The 23207-nt window shown below is 74.0% G+C and carries 24 protein-coding genes; 14 read left to right on the top strand and 10 right to left on the bottom strand.

Annotated features, from left to right (window positions below; all coding sequences use genetic code 11):
• A partial coding sequence (locus tag ABD067_RS23435; protein ID WP_343897874.1) for a site-specific integrase occupies positions 1-486 on the bottom strand: 486 nt, incomplete at its 3' end.
• 290 nt (positions 487-776) lie between these two features.
• Between ABD067_RS23435 and ABD067_RS23430 the strand changes: the two genes are divergently transcribed.
• Complete coding sequence (locus ABD067_RS23430) at positions 777-1061, top strand: ribbon-helix-helix domain-containing protein (protein WP_343897831.1); 285 nt, start codon at positions 777-779, stop codon at positions 1059-1061.
• Positions 1058-1297 (top strand): type II toxin-antitoxin system RelE/ParE family toxin, encoded by a 240-nt coding sequence (locus ABD067_RS26530; protein WP_408871593.1) that lies wholly within the window; start codon positions 1058-1060, stop codon positions 1295-1297. The genes ABD067_RS23430 and ABD067_RS26530 overlap by 4 nt, the downstream gene beginning before the upstream one ends.
• Before the next feature lie 81 nt (positions 1298-1378).
• On the opposite strand, the gene ABD067_RS23425 is transcribed toward ABD067_RS26530, so the two are convergent.
• Positions 1379-1711: a type II toxin-antitoxin system HicB family antitoxin gene (locus ABD067_RS23425; protein WP_343897830.1), complete on the bottom strand. Its 333-nt coding sequence runs from the start codon at positions 1709-1711 to the stop codon at positions 1379-1381.
• A 115-nt stretch (positions 1712-1826) separates the two neighbouring features.
• Between ABD067_RS23425 and ABD067_RS23420 the strand changes: the two genes are divergently transcribed.
• Positions 1827-2201, top strand: coding sequence for a hypothetical protein (locus ABD067_RS23420; RefSeq protein WP_343897829.1), 375 nt, complete (start codon positions 1827-1829; stop codon positions 2199-2201).
• Positions 2202-2311: 110 nt separating this feature from the next.
• On the opposite strand, the gene ABD067_RS23415 is transcribed toward ABD067_RS23420, so the two are convergent.
• Positions 2312-3025: a DUF484 family protein gene (locus ABD067_RS23415; RefSeq protein WP_343897828.1), complete on the bottom strand. Its 714-nt coding sequence runs from the start codon at positions 3023-3025 to the stop codon at positions 2312-2314.
• A complete protein-coding gene (gene fsa, locus ABD067_RS23410; protein WP_343897827.1) occupies positions 3022-3678 on the bottom strand; it encodes a fructose-6-phosphate aldolase in 657 nt (218 codons plus the stop codon). The genes ABD067_RS23415 and fsa overlap by 4 nt, the downstream gene beginning before the upstream one ends.
• 118 nt (positions 3679-3796) lie before the next feature.
• Between fsa and ABD067_RS23405 the strand changes: the two genes are divergently transcribed.
• The 4 genes from ABD067_RS23405 (at position 3797) to ABD067_RS23390 (ending at position 8525) form a co-directional block, all read left to right on the top strand.
• Positions 3797-6034 (top strand): primosomal protein N', encoded by a 2238-nt coding sequence (locus ABD067_RS23405; RefSeq protein WP_343897826.1) that lies wholly within the window; start codon positions 3797-3799, stop codon positions 6032-6034.
• 53 nt (positions 6035-6087) lie between these two features.
• Positions 6088-6573: a DUF29 family protein gene (locus ABD067_RS23400; protein ID WP_343897825.1), complete on the top strand. Its 486-nt coding sequence runs from the start codon at positions 6088-6090 to the stop codon at positions 6571-6573.
• 132 nt (positions 6574-6705) lie between these two features.
• Positions 6706-6864 carry a hypothetical protein gene (locus ABD067_RS23395; RefSeq protein WP_343897824.1) on the top strand — a complete coding sequence of 53 codons (159 nt, stop codon included), beginning with the start codon at positions 6706-6708 and terminating at the stop codon, positions 6862-6864.
• Positions 6865-6989: 125 nt separating this feature from the next.
• The gene (locus ABD067_RS23390; RefSeq protein WP_343897823.1) at positions 6990-8525 is read left to right on the top strand and encodes a PAS domain S-box protein; all 1536 of its coding nucleotides are present in this window, start codon (positions 6990-6992) and stop codon (positions 8523-8525) included.
• 15 nt (positions 8526-8540) lie between these two features.
• On the opposite strand, the gene ABD067_RS23385 is transcribed toward ABD067_RS23390, so the two are convergent.
• Positions 8541-8894 carry a response regulator transcription factor gene (locus ABD067_RS23385; protein WP_343897822.1) on the bottom strand — a complete coding sequence of 118 codons (354 nt, stop codon included), beginning with the start codon at positions 8892-8894 and terminating at the stop codon, positions 8541-8543.
• Between the two features lie 105 nt (positions 8895-8999).
• On the bottom strand, positions 9000-9623 hold the full coding sequence (fixJ, locus tag ABD067_RS23380) for a response regulator FixJ (RefSeq protein ID WP_343897821.1): 624 nt from the start codon (positions 9621-9623) through the stop codon (positions 9000-9002).
• A gap of 188 nt (positions 9624-9811) precedes the next feature.
• Between fixJ and ABD067_RS23375 the strand changes: the two genes are divergently transcribed.
• The 7 genes from ABD067_RS23375 to ABD067_RS23345 all read left to right on the top strand — a co-directional run bounded on the left by ABD067_RS23375 (position 9812) and on the right by ABD067_RS23345 (position 16896).
• The gene (locus ABD067_RS23375; RefSeq protein WP_343897820.1) at positions 9812-10552 is read left to right on the top strand and encodes a helix-turn-helix domain-containing protein; all 741 of its coding nucleotides are present in this window, start codon (positions 9812-9814) and stop codon (positions 10550-10552) included.
• A 51-nt stretch (positions 10553-10603) separates the two neighbouring features.
• Positions 10604-10972 (top strand): winged helix-turn-helix domain-containing protein, encoded by a 369-nt coding sequence (locus ABD067_RS23370; protein ID WP_343897818.1) that lies wholly within the window; start codon positions 10604-10606, stop codon positions 10970-10972.
• Between the two features lie 116 nt (positions 10973-11088).
• Positions 11089-11889 (top strand): molybdate ABC transporter substrate-binding protein, encoded by an 801-nt coding sequence (gene modA / locus ABD067_RS23365; protein ID WP_343897817.1) that lies wholly within the window; start codon positions 11089-11091, stop codon positions 11887-11889.
• Positions 11886-12590 carry a molybdate ABC transporter permease subunit gene (gene modB / locus ABD067_RS23360; RefSeq protein ID WP_343897816.1) on the top strand — a complete coding sequence of 235 codons (705 nt, stop codon included), beginning with the start codon at positions 11886-11888 and terminating at the stop codon, positions 12588-12590. Before modA ends, modB begins: the two co-directional genes overlap by 4 nt.
• The gene (gene modC, locus ABD067_RS23355) at positions 12590-13813 is read left to right on the top strand and encodes a molybdenum ABC transporter ATP-binding protein (RefSeq protein WP_343897815.1); all 1224 of its coding nucleotides are present in this window, start codon (positions 12590-12592) and stop codon (positions 13811-13813) included. Before modB ends, modC begins: the two co-directional genes overlap by 1 nt.
• A 142-nt stretch (positions 13814-13955) precedes the next feature.
• On the top strand, positions 13956-15053 hold the full coding sequence (locus ABD067_RS23350; protein WP_343897814.1) for a TRAP transporter substrate-binding protein: 1098 nt from the start codon (positions 13956-13958) through the stop codon (positions 15051-15053).
• A 37-nt stretch (positions 15054-15090) separates the two neighbouring features.
• The gene (locus ABD067_RS23345; RefSeq protein ID WP_343897813.1) at positions 15091-16896 is read left to right on the top strand and encodes a monovalent cation:proton antiporter-2 (CPA2) family protein; all 1806 of its coding nucleotides are present in this window, start codon (positions 15091-15093) and stop codon (positions 16894-16896) included.
• A 97-nt stretch (positions 16897-16993) separates the two neighbouring features.
• On the opposite strand, the gene ABD067_RS23340 is transcribed toward ABD067_RS23345, so the two are convergent.
• From ABD067_RS23340 to ABD067_RS23325, 4 genes are all read right to left on the bottom strand, one after another.
• Positions 16994-18802 (bottom strand): GMC oxidoreductase, encoded by a 1809-nt coding sequence (locus ABD067_RS23340; protein ID WP_343897812.1) that lies wholly within the window; start codon positions 18800-18802, stop codon positions 16994-16996.
• A gap of 114 nt (positions 18803-18916) precedes the next feature.
• Positions 18917-20581, bottom strand: coding sequence for an acetolactate synthase large subunit (locus ABD067_RS23335; RefSeq protein WP_343897811.1), 1665 nt, complete (start codon positions 20579-20581; stop codon positions 18917-18919).
• Between the two features lie 113 nt (positions 20582-20694).
• Positions 20695-21063: a hypothetical protein gene (locus ABD067_RS23330; protein ID WP_343897810.1), complete on the bottom strand. Its 369-nt coding sequence runs from the start codon at positions 21061-21063 to the stop codon at positions 20695-20697.
• Positions 21064-21127: 64 nt separating this feature from the next.
• On the bottom strand, positions 21128-22963 hold the full coding sequence (locus ABD067_RS23325) for a potassium transporter Kup (protein ID WP_343897873.1): 1836 nt from the start codon (positions 22961-22963) through the stop codon (positions 21128-21130).
• Between the last annotated feature and the right edge of the window lie 244 nt (positions 22964-23207).

The following is a 23207-nucleotide window of genomic DNA, read 5'->3' as shown; positions in this document are numbered from 1 at the left end:
GTCGGCGGCGCGGAGGCGGAACAGCGCCGCGGCGTCCGGCTCGCCGCCGAGGTGGTCGGAAAGGAACAAGAGGAAGTCGCGCAGGTCGCGGCCGTAGGCCTCGACCGTGTTGGCGCTGGCGCGGCGTTCGCGGGCGAGCCAGTCGAGGAAACGGGCGCGGGCTTCGGCGGCGGTCACGCCGGGCGCCCCGGGGCGGCGGCTTGCCTGGGCGGGTGGCCGGGGCTTCGGTCGGCTTGCCGTCGGTCGGCGAGGCGTGACGCTCCTTTGCTCCGCCGCGCAGCGGCCGGCCGCGTTCCGCCCGCTTCGGACAAAAGGCGGCTTTCGTGGTCCGCGGCGCGCGTTTTGCGCGTTTCGAACAAATCGAGCCTTCGCGCGCCGGGAGGTCGCCGGTTGCGAGTTTCGGACAAGAAGGGACTTCGCCGGTCGGGCGCGCGTCCTTTGCCGCTTTCGGAAGAAACGGGGCGCCGCGCGCCCAGGGGCCGACATCCGCCCGCCTCGGACAGATCGGCGCTCACCGGGCCGGCGGGGTGCGGTTTGTCCCCTTCGGACAAAACGGCGCCTTGCGCCTGTGGGGGCCGTCTTTGGCGCGTCCTAGGCGGGGGAGGGTTCAGCGGCATGGCGGGTGCGGCCCGGGTGGTTGTTGAATCAAACTAGGAATATTAACCTTCTACCCTTGCTCACGTCCAACGTTTTCGGCACCAGCCATCATAACGGTGCTGGTGAGTGTGAAAATGTCATACCTTACGGGTATGATGGCAGGCGAGGAGGGCAGGGCCTTGCCATCAATCGAAAAGCGCACTTTCAGCCTGTCCGCCGAGCAGGCCGGTTACATCGACACGAAGGTGGCGTCGGGCGCCTACGCCACGGCGAGCGAGGTGGTGCCGGCGGGACTGCGCGCCTTGCAGGAGCGCGACGCCGTCGTGGAGCGGTGGCTGCGTGAGGAGGTGGTGCCCGCGTACGACCGCTGGAAAGCCGATCCTAGCCGGGCGATCCCGATCGAGGAGGTCGAGGAGTCCATCCGCGCGCACCACGCCAAGCGGGTGAGAGAGCGTGGCGGGTGACGCGCCGGGTCGTCACGTTGCCGGAGGCGGAAGGCGACCTGCTGCGGTTGTACGACCACATCGCGGAGCGGAGCGGCCCCGCTCGCGCGCTGGCCTATGTCGAGCGCATCAGGCGGCATTGCGCGGGCTTCGGCCGCTTTCCCGAACGAGGCACCAAGCGCGACGACGTCTCGGCCCGGCCTACGCACGGTGGGCTTCGAACGGCGCGTCACGATCGCCTTCGCAGTGGAGCCTGACGCGGCGCTGATCGTCCGCGTCCTCTACGGCGGCCGCGACCTGGAAGCGGCCTTCGACGACGGGTAGCGCCCCCGCGCGCCTCAACCCGCCGCGGCGAGCTTGAAGTCGACGTAGCGGTTCAGGGACACGCCCGCTTCGGCCGCGCGCACGGCCAAGGCACGATGCTGCCCTGGCGGGATGCGGACCACGAACCGGCCGCTGAAGTCCTTGTCCGCCCGTGGTTCGGGCACCGGCTCGCCGTACGCTCGCAAGTCCTCGACCGCCTCGCGCACGAGTTTCTTGATGCCGCGTAACGCCTCGATCCCGTCCTCGTCCAGCCAGGAGAGGCTCGGGAACCCCGCGCAGGCGGCGACGTGCTCGCCGTCCTCCGCCGACCAAGAGAGCCGGTAGATGTGGTGGTCGCGCTCGGCCATCTTCGTTCTTCCTCCCCCTTGCCTGCCGCGCCTAGCTTGTTGATCGCAGCCAGGACTTGCCGCGTTCGATCATTTCCGGCCTCACGGGCCGCCCGGCGCCAACTCAGGAGGGTGCATGCTCCGATGCGCGTACCTGCCTGACGGTGCCCTCGGTTCGGTGGTGCTGCTCTGGGGGCAGGCCGGCGATCTCCGCGGACTCGCCGCCTTGTTCCTGAGCCTGTCCACGTCGCCAAGGGAAGAGCGGATCGGTGACGACGGCTCGCCCGGCACGGTCACGGTCAGGTTCGACGATCACCCGCGCGGCATGCGGGCGGCGGGGAACGATCCGTCCTGGGAGATGGCGCCCGCCGAAGCCGCGCGGTTCTCCGAACTGCTCATCGCGCTTGCGGCCTCGCCTTGCCCGGCCCATCAGTACCTCGATCGCGCGTCAGGGGAAGGCCGCACCGTAAAGGCGTCCCTTGGCGAGTATCCGAACGACTTCCGGCCTTGAGCGCCTCGCCGCTGGCGGCGTCTGGGCGCACGCCGTCAGCGCCAAGGGCGGTGCGGTCGGCGTCGTTCGTGCAGACGGCTTGCCGCGCGGCGGGGCGCGACTGCCCCGTCCTACCGCGCCAGCGCCGCCGCCACCGCGCGGCCCAGGAAGGCCAGGTTGGCGGTGCTCTGCTTCGCCGGCAGGGCGTTCGGGTCGCGGGCGCCGAGGGCGAGCAGGGTCGGGTGCCCGGTCCACACCGGCACGCGCACCAGCGCGTCGCGCTTCACCAGCGGCGCGGCTTCCTGGTGGATCAGCTCGGCGTCGGTCGGCGCGGCGCGCACCGCCGCGTCGCGCCCGGGGGGCAGCAGGCGCGCCGCGGCGCCGCGCCCGAGCCCCACCACGCCGCGCCGGTCGGGCGCCTCGCTCAGCAGGGTGCAGGTCTCGATGCCCAGCAGCGCCGGCATCTCCTGCGTCACCGCTTCCGGCACGTCGCCGCAGCGCATCAGCGCCAGCACCGCCAGCCGCACGCGGATGGTCAGGCCGTTGCCCGCGCGCTCGGCGTTGAGGGCGGCGTCCATGTCCGCTTCCAGGCCGCGGACGCGGCGGCGCTCGGCGGAGAGCATGGCGGCCATGTGGTCGGCCATGCGCTCGCCGTGGACGCGCTTGGGCGGGTCGAGGGTGCGGTAAAGGTCCGGGTGGTCCGCCAGGAACTCCGGGTGGGCGCGCAGGAACGCCGCGACCGCGGCGGCCGGGGGCAGTTCTGGTCCGGCCGCGCCGGCCGTGCCGGCGGCGGAAGCGTCCCGCCGTTGCCTGGTGCCGGTGCTGTGTCGGCCCGCCGTGGTCACAGGATGGTCTGGCCCGTCTTGCGCCAATCGGCCAGGAAGGCTTCCAGCCCCCGGTCGGTCAGCGGGTGGTGCAGGAGCTGGCGGATCACCGCCGGCGGCAAAGTCGCTACACCGGCGCCGAGCTTGGCCGCATCCACCAAATGCATGGGGTGGCGAATGGACGCGACGAGGACTTCCGTCTTCAGGTGGGAATAGTTACGGTAGATTTGCACGATGTCGGCGATCAGCCCCATGCCGTCCGTGCCGACGTCGTCCAGCCGGCCGACGAAAGGGGACACGAAGGTGGCGCCCGCCTTGGCCGCCAGCAGCGCCTGCGCCGGGGAGAAGCAGAGGGTGACGTTCACCATGGTCCCGTCCGCCGACAGGGCGCGGCAGGCGCGGAGCCCCGCCTCGGTCAGCGGCACCTTCACGCAGACGTTGGGCGCGATCTCGCGCAGGTGGCGGCCTTCCGCCAACATGCCCTCGTGGCCGGTGGCGGTGACTTCAGCGGAAACCGGGCCGGGGGTGATGGAGCAGATCTCGGCGATGACGTCGGCCATGCGCCGCCCGGATTTGGCGACGAGGCTCGGGTTGGTGGTGACGCCGTCCACGAGCCCGGCTTCGGCCAGGGCGCGGATTTCGGAAACGTCGGCGGTGTCCACGAAGAACTTCATGGGCAGGCTGGCCTCGTCGCGGGGGGCTGCGGCTGGGGTGCCGGTTCGGGGCGGGGCGGTGGCGGCGGCGCGCTTGGCGCCGGCGATCGTTTCGGTTCTGTTCGAGCCAGAATAGCCGATGGGCCGGGTCTCCGAAAAGCATCGAGGTGGCAAGGACACGACCAATGTGGCGCGCGCACCACGGGTCCGCGTTCTTTTGCCGCTTCCCCTTGCGGGAGCATACGATTACCGCGCGCCCCCGGATGCGGACGCGCGGCCCGGGGCCTTCGTGGTGGCGCCCCTCAACCAGAGGGAGATTATCGGGGTCGTCTGGGATCGGGAAGCCAATTCGTCCGAGCCGCCCGTTTCAGACGCCCGCCTGAAGCCCTTCGCCGCGGTGCTGCCGGTGCCGTCGATGACGGCCAGCCTGCGGCGGTTCATCGATTGGGTGGCGTCCTACACCCTGAGCCCGCCCGGCGCGGTGCTGCGGATGGCGATGAGCGCGCCGGCGGCGCTGGAGCCGCCGCCCGTGCAGGCGGGCTGGACGCTGGCGCCGCCGGGCGGCAACAGCCAACCGCGCATCACGCCGGAGCGGCGGCGGGTGCTCGACGCCATGAAGCCCGGCGAGGTCTACGCCGGGCCGCGGCTGGCGGAGGCGGCCGGGGTTTCGCCCGGGGTGCTGCGCGGCATGGCCGACAACGGCCTCCTCCGCCCGGCCGCCCTGCCCCGCGCCGCCCGCTTCGCCCGGCCCGATCCGGGGCACCCGGGGCCGGCCTTGTCGGGCGTGCAGGCGGAGGCGGCGGCGGCGCTGCGGGGGAAGGTGGCGGCGAAGGCGTTCGGGGTGACGCTGCTGGCCGGCGTCACCGGCTCGGGCAAGACCGAGGTGTACCTGGACGCGGTGGCCGAGTGCCTGCGGCAGGGACGGCAGGCGCTGGTGATGCTGCCGGAGATCGCGCTGTCGGCGCAGTGGCTCGACCGCTTCCGCGCGCGCTTCGGGGTGGAACCGGCGCTGTGGCATTCCGAGGTCGGCTCGCGGACGCGGCGGGACACCTGGCGGGCGGTGGCGGAAGGCGAGGCGCCGGTCGTCGTCGGCGCGCGCTCGGCGCTGTTCCTGCCCTTCCCCGACCTAGGCCTGGTCGTCGTGGACGAGGAGCACGAGACCGCCTTCAAGCAGGAGGACGGCGTCGTGTACCACGCGCGCGACATGGCGGTGGTGCGGGCGCGGCTGGCGGGGGCGGCCTGCGTGCTGGTGTCGGCCACGCCGAGCCTGGAAACGCTCAACAACGTGGAGAGCGGCCGCTACGACGCCGTGCGCCTGCCGCAGCGCCACGGCGGGGCGGGGCTGCCGACGGTGGAGACGATCGACCTGCGCGCCAAGCCGCCGGAGCGCGGGCGCTTCCTGAGTCCCGTCCTGATCGAGGCGGTGGGGCAGACGCTGGCGCGCGGCGAGCAGGCGATGCTGTTCCTGAACCGCCGCGGCTACGCGCCGCTGACGCTCTGCCGCCACTGCGGCCACCGGATGCGCTGCCCGAACTGCACCGCCTGGCTGGTGGAGCACCGGGCGCAGCGGCGCTTGCAGTGCCACCACTGCGGCCACGCGGAAGCGCCGCCCGCCGAGTGCCCGGAATGCGGCACGCCCAACTGCCTCACGCCGGTCGGGCCGGGCGTCGAGCGCATCCAGGAGGAGGCGGCGCTGCTGTGGCCGGAAGCGCGGCGGCTCGTCATGGCCTCCGACACCATGCCCGGCCCGGCGGCGGCGGCGGAGGCGGCGCGCGCCATCCAGGAGCGCGAGGTGGACCTCATCGTCGGCACGCAGATCGTCGCCAAGGGTTGGCACTTCCCGCACCTCACGCTGGTCGGCGTGGTGGACGCGGACCTCGGCCTCGCCGGCGGCGACCTCCGGGCGGCGGAGCGCACGGTGCAGCTCCTGCACCAAGTCGCGGGGCGGGCGGGGCGGGCGGAGGCGCCGGGGCGGGTGCTGTTGCAGAGCTTCAGCCCGGAGCACCCGGTGATGCAGGCGCTGGTGAGCGGCGACCTGGACGCCTTCATGGCGGAGGAGGCGGCGACGCGCCGGCCCGGCGGCTGGCCGCCCTTCGGCCGCTTGGCGGCGCTGATCGTGAGCGCGGAGGAGGAGCGCGAAGCGGACCGCACCGCGCGCGACCTCGGCCAAGCGGCCCCGCAGTTCGACGGGGTGGAGGTGCTCGGCCCGGCGCCGGCGCCGCTCGCGCTCCTGCGCGGGCGCTTCCGGCGGCGGCTGCTGCTCAAGGCGCGGCGCGACGTGGCGGTGCAGCCGGTGCTGCGCGAATGGCTGTCGCGCGTGGCGGTGCCGGCGCACGTGCGGGTGCAGGTGGACGTGGACCCGGTGGGGTTCTTGTGACGGGTGACGGCCCGGCCCCGACCCGGCTAGCCTGCGGGCCGGAGCGACCCGCCATGCCCGACGACCTCTACCACACGGACATCCTCGGCTGGAGCAAGGCCCAGGCCGAGCGCCTGCGCCGCGTTGCCACCGGCGAGCTGGTGAACGACGTGGACTGGGAGCACGTGATCGAAGAGGTCGAGGACGTGGGCAACAGCCAGCTCAGCGCCGTCAAGTCGCACCTCGGCCTCGCCATGCTGCACGCGTTGAAGGCGCTCGCCTGGCCGGAGCACCGCGACGCGGAGCACTGGCAGCAGGAGATCGCCGTGTTCCTGGCCAACGCGCAGGACGGCTTCCAGCCCGGCATGCAGCAGCACGTGGACCCTGCCGAAATCTACGCCCGCGCTCTCAAACGGTTGCGCAAGCTGCCGCCGATCGGGGACGTCCCGCCGCGCGCGCTGCCGGAGGCGGTGGCCCTCACGGCGGCCGAGTTGCGGAGCGAGGACTTCGGCGCGCTCGACCTCCTCGACCGCATCCGCTCGGCCCTGCCCCCGGCCTGACCCGCCCCGGCCGTGCCCCGTGCGCACGGATCGGGGCCGGGCGGTTTTGATCCGCCGCAATGCGCCGCGCGTCCCGGGTCGCTATGGTGGCCGGGTGGAGGAGGAAAGGAGCGTGAGGGGGCGCCGCCATACATGGGCATCGTCATCCGGGCACTGCTCGCCCTCGGCGGCGCGGTCGCGGCCGTGCTGGTCGCGCGCGACTCGCCCAATTTCGGCGTCGTGCAGGGCATGATGGCCTTGGTCGCCGCGGTCGCGGTCCTGGTCGCGATCGGCCTCATCGGCCGGCGGTGAGCGGCGGGCCCGCGAGCCCTTGCGGCGGCCGGCGGCCCGTGGCGTAAGTCGCGCCCCCCGGCGAACGCCCGCCCGCCCGCCCGCAGGAACGCGACCGAACGTACATGCCGCACCCGAACCGAAACGTGCCGACCGTTTTCCTCGACGGGCAGGGCGCGATCCGCGGCTTCACCCCGGACGCGGCCGCCGTGTTCGGCTTGGCGCCGGGCGACCGCGGGCGGCCGTTCCCCGAAGTCCTCGCCGGCACCGGCCACCTCGAATTGCGCGACCGCGTCCGGCACGCCTTGGAGACCGGGGAGCCGGCGCAGGCGGCGCTCGCTCCCGGTGGCGAAGGCGCCACCGCCGAGGGCGCGCGCCGCTTGCGCGCGCTCGTCCTGCCCGACCGCCCCGCGGACGCCGGCGAGCCGGCGACGGGTGTGCTCGTCGCCGTCGTCGAGGACGGGGACGCGGCGGCGGAACCCGGCGCGGACGAGGCCGCCCGCCCGGCCGCCCCTCCTCCGGTCGCGGCGGCGGAAGCGGCGCTGGCCGGGAGCGAGGCGCTGCTCCGGTCCATCCTCGACACCGTGCCGGACGCCATGGTGGTGATCGACGCGCGCGGCGTGGTGCGATCCTTCAGCGCCGCCGCCGAGCGGCTGTTCGGCCACAGCGCCGCCGAGGTGCGCGGGCGCAACGTCAGCATGCTGATGCCCTCGCCCTACCGCGACGCGCACGACGGCTACATCGCGCGCTACCTCAGCACCGGCGAGCGGCGCATCATCGGCATCGGCCGCGTCGTCTCGGGCCGACGGAAGGACGGCGGCACCTTCCCGATGGAGCTGTCGGTCGGCGAGGTGAACAGCGGCGGGCACCGCCTGTTCACCGGCTTCATCCGCGACCTCACCGAGCGGCAGGAGACGCAGGCGCGCTTGCAGGAGCTGCAAGCGGAGCTGATCCACGTTTCGCGGCTGAGCGCCATGGGCGAGATGGCCGCGACGCTCGCGCACGAGCTGAACCAGCCGCTCACGGCGACCACCAACTACCTCCGCGCCTGCCAAAGGCTGCTGGACGCGCCCGGGCCGGGCGGCGGCGCGCCGGACCTCGTGCGCGTGCGGCAGGCGATGGGCCTGGCCGCCGACCAGACCTTGCGCAGCGGGCAGATCATCCGCCGCCTCCGCGAGTTCGTCGCCAGGGGCGAGACCGAAAAGCGGCCGGAGGACGCCGCCAAGCTCATGGAAGAGGCGAGCGCCCTCGCCCTCGCCGGGGTCAAGGAGCGCGGCATCAAGGTGGCGCTCCGGACCGGCCGTGGCCCGCACAAGGTGTTCGCCGACCGGGTGCAAGTGCAGCAGGTGCTGGTGAACCTGATCCGCAACGCGACGGAGGCCATGCGCGGGGCCGAGCGGCGCGAGCTTGCGGTGGAGGTCGAGCCGCGGGGCGACACGGTGCTGTTCGGCGTCGCCGACACCGGGACCGGCCTCGCGCCGGAGGTCGCCGAGCGGCTCTTCCAACCCTTCGTGACCACCAAGCGGGACGGCATGGGCGTCGGGCTCTCGATCTGCCGCACCATCGTCGAGGCGCACGGGGGCCGCATCTGGACGGAGCCCAACGCCGGCGGCGGGACGGTGTTCCGCTTCACGCTGCCCGCCGCCGCGGCGCCGGACGCGGACGAGAGCGCCGCCGGTTGACGGCGGCCGCCGCGGTCAGGGCACCGCGGCCCCGATCTCGGCGAGCAGGTCGTCGCGGGCCAGCGGCTTTTCGAGCACCCTGGCGACGCCCAGTTCCGCGGCGCGGCGCGAGACGCCCGGGCCGGGCGTGCTCACGATGAGCAGGGTCGGCGGCAGCGACACGCCCCGCTCCCGCAGCAGCGCCAGCATGTCGAGCCCGGCGACCTGCGGCATCCTCTGGTCGAGCACCAGGCAGGCGAGGCGCGACGGGTCGGCGTCGGCCAGGAAGCGGGGGCCGGACTCGTAGGTTTCGACGGCGTGGCCGGCGGTTTCCAGCAGGAACCGGAGCGAGTCGCGCACGCCCGGGTCGTCGTCGACGATGGCTATCACGGCGCGGGCTCCTGGGCTGGGCTCCACCGGCGGCTCCGTGGCCGGACGCGGTTGCGGGTCCGCCATGTGCCTAGCGCGCGGCGGGGCGCGGCGCATTGACCTGGATCACTCGGGCGCCGGCGCACCCGCGCCCAAGGCCATGCGCACCAGCTCCGGCAGGCTGCGCGCGCCCATCTTCGCCATCACCCGCGCGCGGTGGACCTCCACCGTGCGCGGGCTGGAGCCGAGTTCGCGGGCGATGGCCTTGTTCTGCTCGCCCGACACCAAGCGGTCGAACACCTGCCGCTCGCGCGGGGTGAGGCTGGCCAGCCGCGCCGACACGCGTTCGGCCTCCGCGTCCCGTTCCCGGTCGAGGCGGCTGGCGTCGAGCGCGGCGCGCACGGCGGCCAGCAGCGCGTCGTCGTCGAAGGGCTTCTCGATGAAGTCGGCGGCGCCCGCCTTCAGCGCCTGCACCGCGACCGGCACGTCGCCGTGCCCGGTCATGACGATCACCGGCAGCCGCACGCCCAATTCGGCCAACCGCCGTTGCAGGGCGAGGCCGTCCATGTCCGGCATCCGCACGTCGGTGAGGACGCAACCGGAGGTGAGTCCGGCGGCCACGCGCAGGAACGCCGGCGCGGACTCGTAGGCGCGGACGGGCAGGCCCGCCGACTCGAACAGGAACGCCAGGGAATGGCGCACCGCCTCGTCGTCGTCGATCACATGGACAGCCGCCGCGCCTTCCGCCATCGGCCCACCCTCCGCCGGCACGCGCCCCCATAGCGGGGCCGGGCGCCGGGGGTCCAGCGCCCGGCCCCGGGGCGCCGCGTACGTGGTTCCCCGTACGCGGCGGCGCGTACGTGCCGCACCCGATTCCGCGCCCTCCGCCGCTGCGGCAGGTTCGCGCCGCGACACGCGGAACGCGGATGGAGGCGACCATGCAGGCACAAGCCGGGACCACGGCGGCGATTGCCGCCGCCGTTTTCAAGGGCCGCGCGGACCGGGCGGCGCCGCCGACGCCGGCGCGACCGGCGGCCGCGTCGCCCTTCGACGCGCTGGAGCAATTCGGGACGCGGCGCGCGTTCCGCCGCGGACAGGAGGTCTACGCCGCCGGCGACCCCGCCGACCGGTGCTACCGCGTCCTCTCCGGCGGCGTGCGCGCCGTCGGGCTGGACGAGGAAGGCCGCCGGCACGTGGCCGAGTTCTTCCTGCCCGGCGACCTGTTCGGCCTCGAGGCCGCCGACGCGCGCCACCTCTCGGCCGAGGCCGTGGCCGACACCGTGCTGGTGTGGTACCCGCGGCGGGCGGTCGAAGCCATGGCGGAGCGGCACGGCGCGCTCGGGCGGCGCTTGCGCGAAGTGGCCTTGCAGGGCTTGCGGCGGGCGCACGAAACGATGTTCCTGCTCGGCCGCAAGGCGGCGGGCGAGCGCGTCGCAGCCTTTCTGCTGGAGATGGCCGAGCGCGCGCCGGCCGACCCGTGCCGCGCCGACGGGGCGCGGGTCGCGCTGCCGATGACCCGGGCCGACATCGCCGACCACCTCGGCCTCACCATCGAAACGGTGTCGCGCAACATGGCCCGGCTGTGCCGCGACGGCACCATCGCGGCCACCAAGCGCGGCGTCGAGATCCGCGACCGGCGCGCCTTGCGCGGCTTCGGGGCCGGTACCGCCAAGCACTGACCCGGCGGCGCGGGCTGGCGCACCCTGCGGGCGCCGCGCTTCAATGCGGCCGTGCCCGACCCCGTCCCCGCGCCGGTCCGCGTCAGCGTCCGCTTCGAACTCGCGTCCGGCGGGCGCGTCGGGCCGGGCAAGGTGGCGCTCCTGGAGGCGATCGCGCGCGAGGGCTCCATCTCCGGCGCGGCGCGCGCGCTCGGCATGTCGTACCCGCGCGCCTGGGCCTTGGTGGAGGCGGTGGACGCCGCGCTCGGCGCGCCGGCGGTGTCGCGGGCGCCCGGGGGGCACCGCGGCGGCGGGGCGGCGCTGACCGACGCCGGCCGCGCGCTGATCGCCCGCTACCGCGAGGTGGAGGCCGCCGCGCAGCGCGAGGCCGGCCCGGCCCCGCCTCCAGGCGGGAACGGGCCGCGCGGACGGGCCGGCTGAGGGGGGGCGGCGGCGATTGCCCGTTATCAACAATGGGCTATAACGGACGCGCTGCGGGGCGGTTGCGGCCGCGCCCGACGGCGCCCCGCGCCCGCAGCAGCCCCGGGGAGGTGCCCATGCGACGCCGCCTTGTTCTCCTCGCTTCGGCCTCCTGCGCGCCCTCGCTGACGCCTGCCGCGGCGCCCCGCGCGCAGGACGCGCCGCCGCCGCTCACCGTCTTCGCCGCGGCCTCGTTGCAGGACGCGCTGCGCGCCATCGAGCCGGCGTGGCGCGCGGCGGCGCCCGGCGGCCCGCCGCTGCGCTTCTCCTTCGCCGCGTCCTCCGCGCTGGCGCGGCAGATCGAGCAGGGCGCGCCGGCGGACCTGTTCGCTTCGGCCGACGAGCCCTGGATGGACTACCTCCAGCAGCGGAACCTGATCGCGCCGGACACGCGCGCCAGCCCGCTCGCCAACGCGCTGGTGCTGGTGGCGCCCGCGGGCAGCGCCATCCGGCCCATGACGCTCGACCGCGGCACGGACCTCGCGGCGCTGCTCGGTCCGAACGGGCGGCTCGCCACAGGGGACCCGGCGCACGTGCCCGTCGGGCGCTACGCGCAGGCGGCGCTGGAGTGGATGGGGCAGTGGCAGGCGCTGTCGCCGCGGCTCGCGCGCGCGGACAACGTGCGCTCGGCCCTCCTGCTGGTGGAGCGCGGCGAGGCGCCGCTCGGCATCGTCTACGCGACCGACGCCGGCGCGAGCCAGGGCGTGCGCGCGGTCGGCACCTTCCCGACCGGCAGCCACCCGCCCGTGACCTACCCCTTCGCGGTGACGCGGCGCGCCGAAGGCGATGCGCGGGCGCGGGCGCTGCTCGCCTTCCTGGCCGGGCCGGGCAGCGAGGGGGTTTGGCGCCGCTTCGGCTTCTCGCGCGCCGGCGAGTGACGGGCGTCCTGCTGGAGCCGGCGGAGTGGGAGGCCGTGCGCCTGTCCTTGGGGGTGGCGGCGCGCTCGGTTTCCGTGTCGCTGGTGCCGGCGGTGCTGGCGGCCCTGCTGCTGTCGCGCGGGCGCTTCGCCGGCCGTTCGCTGCTCGACGCGCTGGTGCATCTGCCGCTGGTGGTGCCGCCGGTGGTGGTCGGCTGGGGCCTGCTGGTGCTGTTCGGCGTGCGCGGGCCGCTCGGCTCGCTGCTGAACGAGTGGTTCGGCGCGCGGCTGGTGTTCACCACGGAGGGCGCGGCGCTGGCGACGGCGGTGATGTCCTTCCCGCTGATCGTGCGCGCGGTGCGCCTGGGGCTCGACGGGGTGGACCCGGGGCTGGAGGCGGCGGCGGGCACGCTGGGCGCCGGGCGGCTCGACCGCTTCTTCAACGTCACCCTGCCGCTGATGTCGCCCGGCATCCTGGCCGGCGCCGTGACGGCCTTCGCCGCGGGCCTGGGCGAGTTCGGCGCGGTGATCACCTTCGCCTCCAACATCCCGGGCGAGACGCAGACGCTGCCGCTGGCGATCTACAGCGCCACGCAGACGCCGGGCGGGGAGCGGACGGCGGCGCGGCTGGCGCTGGTGTCCTTCGCGCTGGCCGCGGCGGGGCTGCTGCTGGCGGAGTGGATCGCGCGGCGCATGGGCCGGCTGCTCGGGCGCGGCGGCTGATGGCGCTGGAGGTGGCGCTGCGGCACCGCTTCCCCGGCGGGCGCGACGGGTCCGGCGGCTTCGCGCTGGACGCCGCCTTTTCCGCGCCGACGCCGGGCGTGACCGCGCTGTTCGGGCCGTCCGGCTGCGGCAAGACCACGGTGCTCTCGGCCGTCGCCGGCCTGCTGCGCCCGGACCGGGGCCGCGTGGCGCTCGACGGCCGCGTGCTGCTGGACGTCGCGCACGGGCTGTTCGAGCCGCCGGAGCGGCGGCGCTGCGGCGTGGTGTTCCAGGACGCGCGGCTGTTCCCGCACCTCAGCGTGGAGTCGAACCTGCGCTTCGGGCTGCGGCGCGCGCCGCGCCGGGCGGAGGGGCCGGGCTTCCGCGAGGTGGTGGCGCTGCTCGGCATCGGGCACCTGCTCGGGCGGCGCCCGGCCGCGCTCTCCGGGGGCGAGGCGCAGCGGGTGGCGCTCGGCCGCGCGCTGCTGTCCCGCCCGCGGCTGCTGCTGATGGACGAGCCGCTGGCCGGGCTGGACGCCGCGCGGCGCGCCGAGGTGCTGCCGTTCCTGGCGCGGCTGCGCGGCGCGGCGGGGCCGCCGATCCTATACGTGACTCACGCGCTCGACGAGGTGGACGCGCTCGCCGACTCGCTGGTGCTGCTGGACGACGGGCGCGTGGCGGCGGAGGGGGACGTGGAGGCGCTCTCCGTGCGGACCGACCTGCCGGCGCTCAGCGCGCGGCGCGACGCCGGCGGGCTGCTCCACTGCTCGGTGCTGGAGCACGACGGCGCGCGCGGCCTGACGCGGCTCGGCTTCCCCGGCGGCGCGCTGGTGGTGCCGCTGCGCGCGGAAGCGGTCGGGACGCGGCTGCGGCTGCGCGTGCGCGCGCGCGACGTGGCGGTGGCGACGGAGGTGCCGCGCGGCCTTTCCGCGCACAACATCCTGCCGGCCGAGGTGACGGGGGTTTCGCCGGTGCCGGGGGCGCCGCACGAGGCGTTCCTGCGTTTGGCGGTCGGGCCTTCGGCGCTGCTGGCGCGGGTGACACGCGACGCGGTGGAGCGCCTCGGCTTCCGGCCCGGCATGGCGGTGTGGGCGCTGGTGAAGTCCATCGCCTTCGACCACGGGCCGGAGGCGACCGCGTCCCTGGACCCGCGGGCGTCGGCCAAGGTGGCGCCGGCGCCCCCCGCCCCGGACGGGCAGCGGGACGGCCCGCGCGCTCCGGCCGCCGCGGACGCCGCCCGCTGACGGTACGGCCGCGCCGGGGCCCCGGCGCGTGCGGCGAAGGCCGGTGCGCGGGCTTCGGCGCCGTTCCCCGACCGGAGCGTTGCGCTCCGCCCTCCTCCCGCGCACCCTGCCGGCGCACGGGAGTCGAAACGGAGGGAAACGCATGGAACGTCGCCGCTTCATCGCGCGTGGGACCGCGGGCGCCACTGCGGCGGCCGCTCTGGCCGCGCCGAACATCGCCGGCGCCCAAGGCGCGCCGCGCATCCGGTGGCGCTGCCCGGGCAGCTTCCCGAAGTCGCTCGACACGCTCTACGGCACGCAGGAGCACTTGGCGAAGCGCATCGGGGAGATGACCGACGGCGCCTTCCAGATCCAGGTCTTCGGCCCGGGCGAGATCGTCCCCGCGCTGCAAGTCATGGACGCGGTGGGCGGCGGCACCGTGGAATGCGGCTTCACCAGCGCGTACTACTACCTGGGCAAGGACCCGTCGCTGGCGATGGCCACATGCCTGCCCTTCGGCCTTTCCACCAAGCAGCACTGGGCCTGGCTGACGCATGGCGGCGCGCGGCAGCTCTACGCCGAGGTGTACCGGGACCAGGGCGTGGTCGCGATCCCGGCCGGCAACACCGGCAGCCAGATGGGCGGCTGGTTCCGCAAGGAGATACGGAGCGTCGAGGACCTGAAGGGGCTGAAGTTCCGCATCGCAGGCTACGGCGGCAACGCGCTCCAGAAGCTCGGCGTCGTCACCCAGCAGATCGGCGGGCCGGACATCTACCCGGCGCTGGAGCGCGGCGTGATCGACGGCGCCGAATGGGTCGGCCCCTACGACGACGAGAAGCTCGGCTTCAACCGCATCGCGCCCTTCTACTACTACCCGGGCTGGTGGGAGTACTCGCCGAGCGTGGACCTCATGGTGAACGCCCGCGCCTACGAACAGCTCCCGGCCGCGTACAAGGCGATCCTGGAGGCCGCCTGCGCGGAGAGCTGGCACTGGATGTCCGCCCGCTACGACGTGCTGAACCCGACGGCGATGCGGCGCTTGATCGCGGCCGGCACGCAGCTCCGCTCCTTCCCCCGGGAGGTGCTCCAGGCCTCCTACCGGGCGAGCCAGGAGCTGTTCGCCGAGCTCGGCGAGCAGAACCCGCGCTTCAAGCGCCTGCACGAACAATGGGACCGCTTCCGCACCGACCAGGTCCAATGGGCGCGGGTGGCGGAGGACAGCCTGGCCAACTTCCTGGCGGTGGCGACGGCGCAGCGCTAGCACGGCGGCGCCGCCCCCCTTCCCGCGAGGCCCCGCCATGTCCACGCCGCACGACGCCGTCGCGCCGCTGATCGAGCCCATCACCTTCCTGGCGGCGGCCGTGGTCGCGGTGCCGCTCTTCAAGCGGCTCGGGCTCGGCTCCGTGCTGGGCTACATCGCCGCGGGCGTCGCCGTGGGGCCGTTCGCGCTGGGCCTGCTCGGGGAAGCGGAGCGGGTCCGGGGCGTGGCCGAGTTCGGCGTGGTGCTGCTGCTCTTCGTCATCGGGCTGGAGCTGAACCTTTCGCGGCTGTGGGAGATGCGCCGCAGCATCTTCGGCCTCGGCACGGCGCAGGTGCTGGTGTCGGGCGCGTTCATCGCGCTCTACCCGTACCTCGTCGTGGGCCGGGACTTTTCGGCTTCGTTGGTCGCGGGCCTCGGCCTGGCGTTGTCCTCCACGGCGCTGGTGATGCCGCTCCTGCAGGAGCGGAACGAGCTGGAAGCGCCGCACGGCAAGGCGGCCTTCGCCATCCTGCTGCTGCAGGACCTCGCCATCGTGCCGCTGCTGGCGCTGGTCGCCTTCCTGTCGCCGCTGGAGGCGGAAGGCGAAGGCTCGTCATGGCTCGAACTGGCGGCCGTGGTCGGCGGCGCGGTGGCGGCGGTGGTCCTCGCCGGCCGCTACCTCCTGAACCCGTTCTTCCGCGTGGTGGCGCGGTTCGGCACCTCGGAGAGCATGACGGCGGCGGCGCTGCTGGTGGTGCTGGGCGCGGCGGCGCTGATGGCTACGGCCGGGCTGTCCATGGCGATGGGGGCGTTCCTGGCCGGGGTGCTGCTGGCCGAGTCCGACTACCGGCACGAGCTGGAAGCGGACATCGAGCCGTTCCGCGGGCTGCTGCTCGGCCTGTTCTTCATCTCCGTCGGCATGAGCGTGGACCTCCGGCTCGTCGCCGAGAACTGGCTGGCGCTGCTCGCCGCGGTTTCCGTGCTCATCGCGGTCAAGACCGCGACGCTCTACGGGCTGGCGCGGCTGTTCGGGCACGGCCACGACACGGCGCTGCGCACCGCGCTCACCCTGGCGCAGGGCGGGGAGTTCGGCTTTGTGCTCTTCTCGACGGCCGTGGGCGCGGGCGTGATGGCGCCGGAGCACGCGAACCTTCTGGTGGCGGTGGTGGCGCTCTCCATGGCGGCGACGCCGCTGGTGGTCCGCCTCGGCCAACCGCTGTTGTGCGGCGAGCGCGGCAGGCCCGAGCCGGAGGAGGACTTCTCCGGCGCCAACGGCAGCGTGCTGGTGGTGGGATTCGGGCGGTTCGGGCAGCTCGCCTGCCAGGTGTTCCTGGCGCGGGGGCTGCGGCCCACCATCATCGACAACGACGTGGAGATGATCGAGGCGGCGGGCCGCTTCGGCTCGCGCGTCCACTACGGCGACGGCACGCGGCTCGACGTGCTGCGCGCCGCCGGGGCCGGCCGGGTGAAGCTGATCGCCGTCTGCACGGACGCGGCCGCGACCACGACCAAGGTGGTGGAGGTGGCGCGCGAAGCCTTCCCGGACACGCCCTGCTTCGCCCGCTCCTACGACCGCCGGCACTCCCTGGAGCTGATCCGCCGCGGCGTGGCGGCGGAGGTGCGGGAAACCATGGAGTCCGCCCTGGCCTTCGGGCGGGAGGTGCTCGTCGGGCTGGGGGCGCCGCGCGCCGAAGCCGAACGCCTCGTGGACGACGTGCGGCGCCGCGACCGGGAACGGCTGGAAGCGCAGATCGAAGGCGGCCTCTACGCGGGCATGGAGCACCTCCGCGTGCGGCCGGAGCCGCTGGCGCCGCCGGCATCGGGCCGGGCGGCGGCGCAGGACGCGGCGGCCGGCGGCGGTTGAGCGGCGCCGGCCGGCTCCGGTCCGGCGGCCTCGGCGCGAGACGCGAGGAGGGGGAAGGCGCGCGCCCCGGCGGCCCCGCCGCGGAAGGCGCGCCGCCTCAGATCCGCGCCTTCAGCGTCCCCGCCAACCGCAGCGCGAGGGCCGCCAAGGTCAGGCTTGGATTCGCGGCGGGGGAGGTGGGGAAGACGGACAGGTCGCAGGCGTACAGGTTGTCGTAAGCGGCGAATTTCAGGTCCGCGTCCACCACGCCGTCGCCGTAGTTCCGCGCCTTGTCGGTCCCCATGCGTAGCGTCCCGACCTCGTGCGCGACGCCGCCGAGCCCCGCGCGCCGGAGGTTCAGGTCGCCGTTCTCCAGCGGCTGGGCCTGGAGCTTGCCGAAGAGCAGGTTCTTCAGCCCGTCGATCTCTTGCCACTCGCCGGCCGTGATCGGGCACTCCTGCATGTCCACGGCCGGCTTGGCGAAGGACGGCCCGGCGTGGCGCAGCGCGTTGCGCTCGACCAGCGGCGCGTTGAACAGGACCACCATCTCGCACAGCATGGTGTCGCCGCGGACGCGCAGGTGCTCGGCCAGGAAGTCCGGATCGACGAACCGCCCCTGGTTGAAGTCCGCGCCGAGTTCCAGGATGACGTTGTAGCGGTGGTCGTCCTGGTGCGGCGGGGCCGACCGGAGGCCGGCGGCCTTGTGGCGCAGGAGGATCTTGGCCGCGGCCCCCGGGTTGTAGAGCGGCGACGACGCCGGGACGGCGAAGTGCGCGAAGAAGATCGGGTGGTCCGTCATCCCCGCGCCGGCCTTGCCGTTCGGGTCCGCGAGGCCGCTCAGTTGCGCGAGCTTGGCGCTTTCGACCGTGCCGGCCGACAGCACCACGGCCTTCGCGCGGAAGGTCCGCTCCTCGCCGGCGACGAGGTCGCGCGCCACGACGCCGGTGGCGCGCCGGCCCGCGGTGTCGATCCGCACGACGGCGTGGTTCAGGTTGACGGTCAGGTGCTCCTTGCCCAAGCCGCCTTCGGTGAGCCGCGCCTCCATCAGCAGATCGGCGGTGGAGAACACGCCGGCGGCGACCGTGCGGCGGCTGGCGTCGGTGTCCTGGATCGCCATCGGCGCGTTGAGCACCGTGTAGCCGGGCAGCTCCCGCGTCAGCCAGCTCTTGGCTTGCCACTGGTAGTCCGAGTCGAGGTCCTTGAACTTCAACAAGTCGTTCGCCAGCGCGTAGCCCTCGCCCTCCAGGTACCAGCGGACGGGCTCCGGCCAGGCGTCGAGCTCCCACCACATCATCGGCGGGATGAAGCCGCCCCAGAACAGGCTGCGGCCGCCGAGGTTGAAGCCCTGGCCGCCGCCGTAGGCGGAGCCGCCCGCGTTGACGTAGTTGACCACCCGGAACTCGTCCCAAAGGCTCCAGATGTTCTTGTCCACGCGCCGCCCGAGGCCGTGCTGGCGGGGCAGGTTGCCGACGTGGGTCGGGAACAGGTAGCTGCCGGCTTCGAGCACCAGGACGTCGGCCCCGAGGTCGGAGAGTTGCTCCGCGAGCACGCCGCCGCCGAAGCCCGAGCCGACCACGATGACGTCGTAGGTCCGGCCGCCGCCGAGGTCGGGTGGGAAGACGCGGCGGGCGACCTCGCCGCTCTCGACCAGCAGTTCGGTCGGCTCCGGGAACGCGACCCGCCCTTCGTCGAAGGCGACCACGTCCGGACCGCCGGGCTGGAGGCCGATGTCGTTCCCGACCATCCAGTACTGCCGCTCATGCACGAACTTGAAGGCGATGCCGCCCGGCGGGACGGGGTCGAGGCGGAAGACCCAGGCGCCCCCGTCGAAGAGGCCCGGTATGTCCTCGTTCCAATCCAGGCTGGTGCGCAGGGTTATGACGGCGTCCGGCCGGTAGCGCGCGGTGGCGAAGCGTATCTCGGGCATGGCGCCGGTCTCCCCGCCCAAAGGCGTCGGCCGCTCCGTGGGGCGTCGGTCAAGCCCGCCCCGGGCCGCGCCTCCTTGTCGGGCGTTCGCCGCCGGCGCCGCAAGTGCGCTGCGTCACTCCTCGCGCGCCGCCTCCCGGGGCGCGCGCGCCCGCAACTCGTCCACCAGCACGCGCTTGTTCTCGGAGTAGTCGATCGGCGTGGCGACCAGGTGGACGCCGCCCGCCGCGAAGGCCGCCTCCAGCGTCGGCGCCAGGTCCTCGGTCCGGCCGACGCGGTGCCCCTCGGCGCCGTAGGCCTCGGCGTAGCGGACGAAGTCCGGGTTGCCGAAGGTCATGCCGTAATCGGCGAAGCCGTCCACCGCCTGCTTCCAGCGGATCATGCCGTAGGCGCCGTCGTCCAGCACCAGCACCACGAGGTCGAGCTTGAGCCGGACGGCGGTTTCCATCTCCTGGCTGTTCATCATGAAGCCGCCGTCGCCGCACACCGCCAGCACGCGCCGGCGGGGGCGCAGCATCGCCGCCATCATCGCCGAGGGCAGCCCCGCGCCCATGGTGGCCAGGGCGTTGTCGAGCAGCAGGGTGTTGGCCATGCGCGTGCGGTAGTTGCGCGCGAACCAGATCTTGTACATGCCGTTGTCGAGCGCGACGACGCCGTCCTCCGGCATCACCCGCCGGACGTCGTGGACGATCCGCTGCGGCGTCGGCGGGAAGCGGCCCTCGTCCTCGCGCTCCCTGATCCGGGCGAGGATGCCGTCGCGGAGCGGCAGCAGGGCACGGGCGTTCCGCAGCTTGCCTTCCAGGCGGTCGGCCAGCAGTTCGAGGCTCGGGCCGACGTCGCCCACCACCTCGGCGTGCGGGAAGAACACCTCCTCGACGCCGGCCGGCGTGTAGCCGACGTGGATCACCCGCGGCCCGCCCGGACCCATGAGGAAGGGCGGCTTCTCCACCGTGTCGTGGCCCACCGCCAGGATCAGGTCGGCGCGGTCGATGGCGTCGTGGACGTGGTCGCGCTCGGACAGCGCGGCGGTGCCCATGTAGAGCTCGGTGCCGCCGGGCACCGTGCCCTTGCCCATCTGCGTGGTGAAGAACGGGATGCCGGTGCGCCGGACGAAGCCGGTCAGGCCCTCGGTCGTGCGCGGGCGGCTGGCGGCGGCGCCGAGCATCAGCAGCGGGCGCTCGGCCGCGAGGACCATCGCGGCGGCGCGGTCCAGCGCCGCGCGGGGCGCCACGGGCAGTTCGACCGGGTGCGGCGGCACGAGGTGCGCGTCGCCCGCCGCCACCTCCTCCGCGGCGACGTCCTCCGGCAATTCGAGGTGGACCGGGCCGGGCCGTTCCTCCTGGGCCACGCGGAAGGCGTCGCGCACCAGGGTCGGGATGGCTTCGGCACCGACCACCTGCCGCGCGAGCTTGGTGAGCGGCCGCATGGCCGCGACCACGTCCACGATCTGGAAGCGCGCCTGCCGGCTGTGCCGGATCGGCTTCTGGCCGGTGATGAGCACGGCCGGCATGGCACCGAGGTGCGCGTAGGCCGCGCCGGTGGAGAGGTTCAGCGCGCCGGGGCCGAGCGTGCTCAGGCACACGCCGGGCCGGCCGGTGAGGCGCCCGTGGGTCGCGGCCATGAAGGCCGCGGACTGCTCGTGGCGGGTCAGCACCAGTTCGATGGAGGAGCGGCGGAGCGCCTCCACCACGTCGAGGTTCTCCTCGCCGGGCACGCCGAAGACGCGCTCCACGCCCTCGTTCGCCAGCGCGGCGACCAGCAACTCCGCTCCTGTCGGCATCCGTCGTGGCTCCCCTTCGTGCGCGGCGCCGGGCGATCATCGCCCCGCGGTCCGCCAAGGCAAGGGGACCGGCCGGACCGCGGCTCGGCGGGGCGGCGCCACCGCGCGCCGGGTCAGGCCGTGCTGACGATGCGGTAGCCGAACTCCCTCCCGTCCGGTTCGCGGATGGTGAGGTACTCGCCGGGCCGCATGGGGACGTTGGTGCGGATGACCTCGTAAGGCGGCGCTTCGCCCGCCTCGCCCGGTTTGGGGAAGAAGCGGAGCGACCAGGCGCCGGTCTCCTCGTCGAGCTGCATGTCGCCGTCGCGCGGCCACTCGTCGCGCCAACGCCGGCGGGCGGGCCAGGGGTTCGGGTCGGCGAACCACGCCTCGGGGTCCAAGCGCCCTGTCGCGTCCAGCGTGACCTCGATCTCGTAGCGGCATTCCGGGTCGCCCTGCGGAAAGCCGGGCCCCGAGGCCAGAACCAAAGTCACCTTCGCCATCGGACGGCGCCGCCTCCTTTTTCCCGCTGTCGGTCCGTAGGCAACGCGAGGGGGAAAGCGGGGTTCAGATCGCCACACGGACGCCCAATTCGACCACCCGGTCGGACGGGATGCGGAAGAATTCGGTCGCCGGCACGGCGTTCCGCGACATCACCCGGAACAGCCACTGCCGCCAGCGCGCCATCTTGGGCACCACCGCTTGCACCAGCGTTTCGCGTCCGAGGAAGTAGCTCACCTGCATGGGCTGGAAGTTGACGCCGGCCTCCCGGAGCGCTTCCAGCTCGCGCGGGATGTTCGGGCTTTCCTGGAACCCGTAGCGGACGATGACGCGGTGGATGCCCGGCGCCAGCTCCTGCACCTCGCGCCGGCGGCCCTCGCCCACCTGCGGCACGTCCTCGTTGAGCACGGTGACGAAGACCACGCGCTCGTGCAGGACCTTGTTGTGCTTCAGGTTGTGCAGCAGCGCGTTGGGCACGTAGTCCGACTGCCCGGTCATGAAGACGGCGATGCCTGGCACCCTGACCGTCCGGGACTGCGGCAGCCGCGCGAGGTAGGACTTGAGCGGCAGGCTGTCCTGGCGGATGCGGGCGAAGAGCAGCTCGCGCCCCTGCCTCCAGGTGTGCATCAGGACGAACAAGGCCGCGCCGAGCACCACCGGCACCCAGCCGCCCTCCGGGATCTTCAGCACGTTGGACACGAAGTAGCCGAGGTCGAGCAGCAGCAACGGCCCGAACACCAGCCCGACCAGGGGCGCCGACCAGCCGAACTGGCGCCGGAACACCAGCATGGCGAGGCAGCTCGTGCAGACGAAGGTGCCCGTCACCGCGATGCCGTACGCCGCGGCCAGGCTGTCCGAGGTGCGGAAGGAGACCACCAGGATCAGCACGCCCACCAGCAGCATGGCGTTGATCTGCGGCAGGTAGATCTGCCCCTCCTCGGTCTCGCTGGTGTGGCGCACCACCAAGCGGGGCAGGAAGCCGAGCTGCACGCACTGCCGGGCGATGGAGTAGGCGCCCGAGATCATGGCCTGGGAAGCGATGATGGTGGCCGCCGTCGCCAGCACCACCAGCGGCAGGCGCAGCCACTCCGGCGCCAGCAGGTAGAAGGGGTTCTCCAGCGCCGCCGGGTCGGACAGCAGCAGCGCCCCCTGCCCCAGGTAGTTGAGCGCCAGCGCCGGCAGGACGAAGGCGATCCAGGCGCGCTGGATGGGCGGGCGGCCAAAGTGGCCCATGTCGGCGTAGAGCGCCTCCGCCCCCGTCACCGCCAGCACGACGGAGCCCAGGGCGATGAAGGCGGCGAAGGGGTGCATGGCGATGAAGAGCGCGGCGTGGTGCGGCGACACGGCGCCGAGCACCTCCGGCGCCGCGAAGATCTCGACCACGCCGAGCACGCCGAGGGTGGCGAACCAGAGCGCCGTCACCGGCCCGAACACCGCGCCCATCTTGGCGGTGCCGCGGTACTGCACCAGGAACAGCCCGACCAGCACCGCGACCGAAAGCGGGATCACCGCCTCTTCGAAGGCGGGCGAGACGACCTTCAGGCCCTCCACCGCCGAGAGCACGGAGATGGCGGGGGTGATGATGCCGTCGCCGAAGAACAGCGCCGCCCCGGCGATGCCGAGCAGCGTGACCAGCCAGCGCCCGCGCGGCGTGCGGGCGACGCGGTGCGCCAGCGCCATCAGCGCCAGGACGCCGCCCTCGCCGCGGTTGTCGGCCCGGAGCACGAAGATCACGTACTTCACGGTCACGGTGAGCAGCAGCGCCCAGATGATGAGGGACAGGATGCCGAATATCTCGGCGCGCTCGACGCCGTCGGCCCCGAAGTGCAGCAGCGAGGCGCGCAGGGCGTAGAGGGGGCTGGTGCCGATGTCCCCGTACACCACGCCGAGCACGGCGAGCATCAAGGACAGGCTGGCCGGCCGCCGGCTGTGGTTGCCGGCGACGGCGTCGGTGGTGGTGGCGCTGGCGGGGGTCAAAAAGGCGCTCCGGAGGGAACGGCGCCGAGCCATAGGGCGAAGCGCCGCCGCGCCGCAACCGGGGTTCCGGGGCGGCGGGCGCCGAAACGGCTCCGGCCGGGCGCGGTTGCGGGGTATGGTGGGCGCCCCCATGCGCGCGTCCCCCTTCCCGAAACACGGCGTCCCGCCG

The sequence above is a fragment of the Craurococcus roseus genome (assembly GCF_039523795.1).
Classification (GTDB): Bacteria; Pseudomonadota; Alphaproteobacteria; order Acetobacterales; family Acetobacteraceae; genus Craurococcus; species Craurococcus roseus.
The sequence above is the reverse complement of the archived record's forward strand: the minus strand, read 5'-3'. Positions and strand labels throughout refer to the sequence as shown.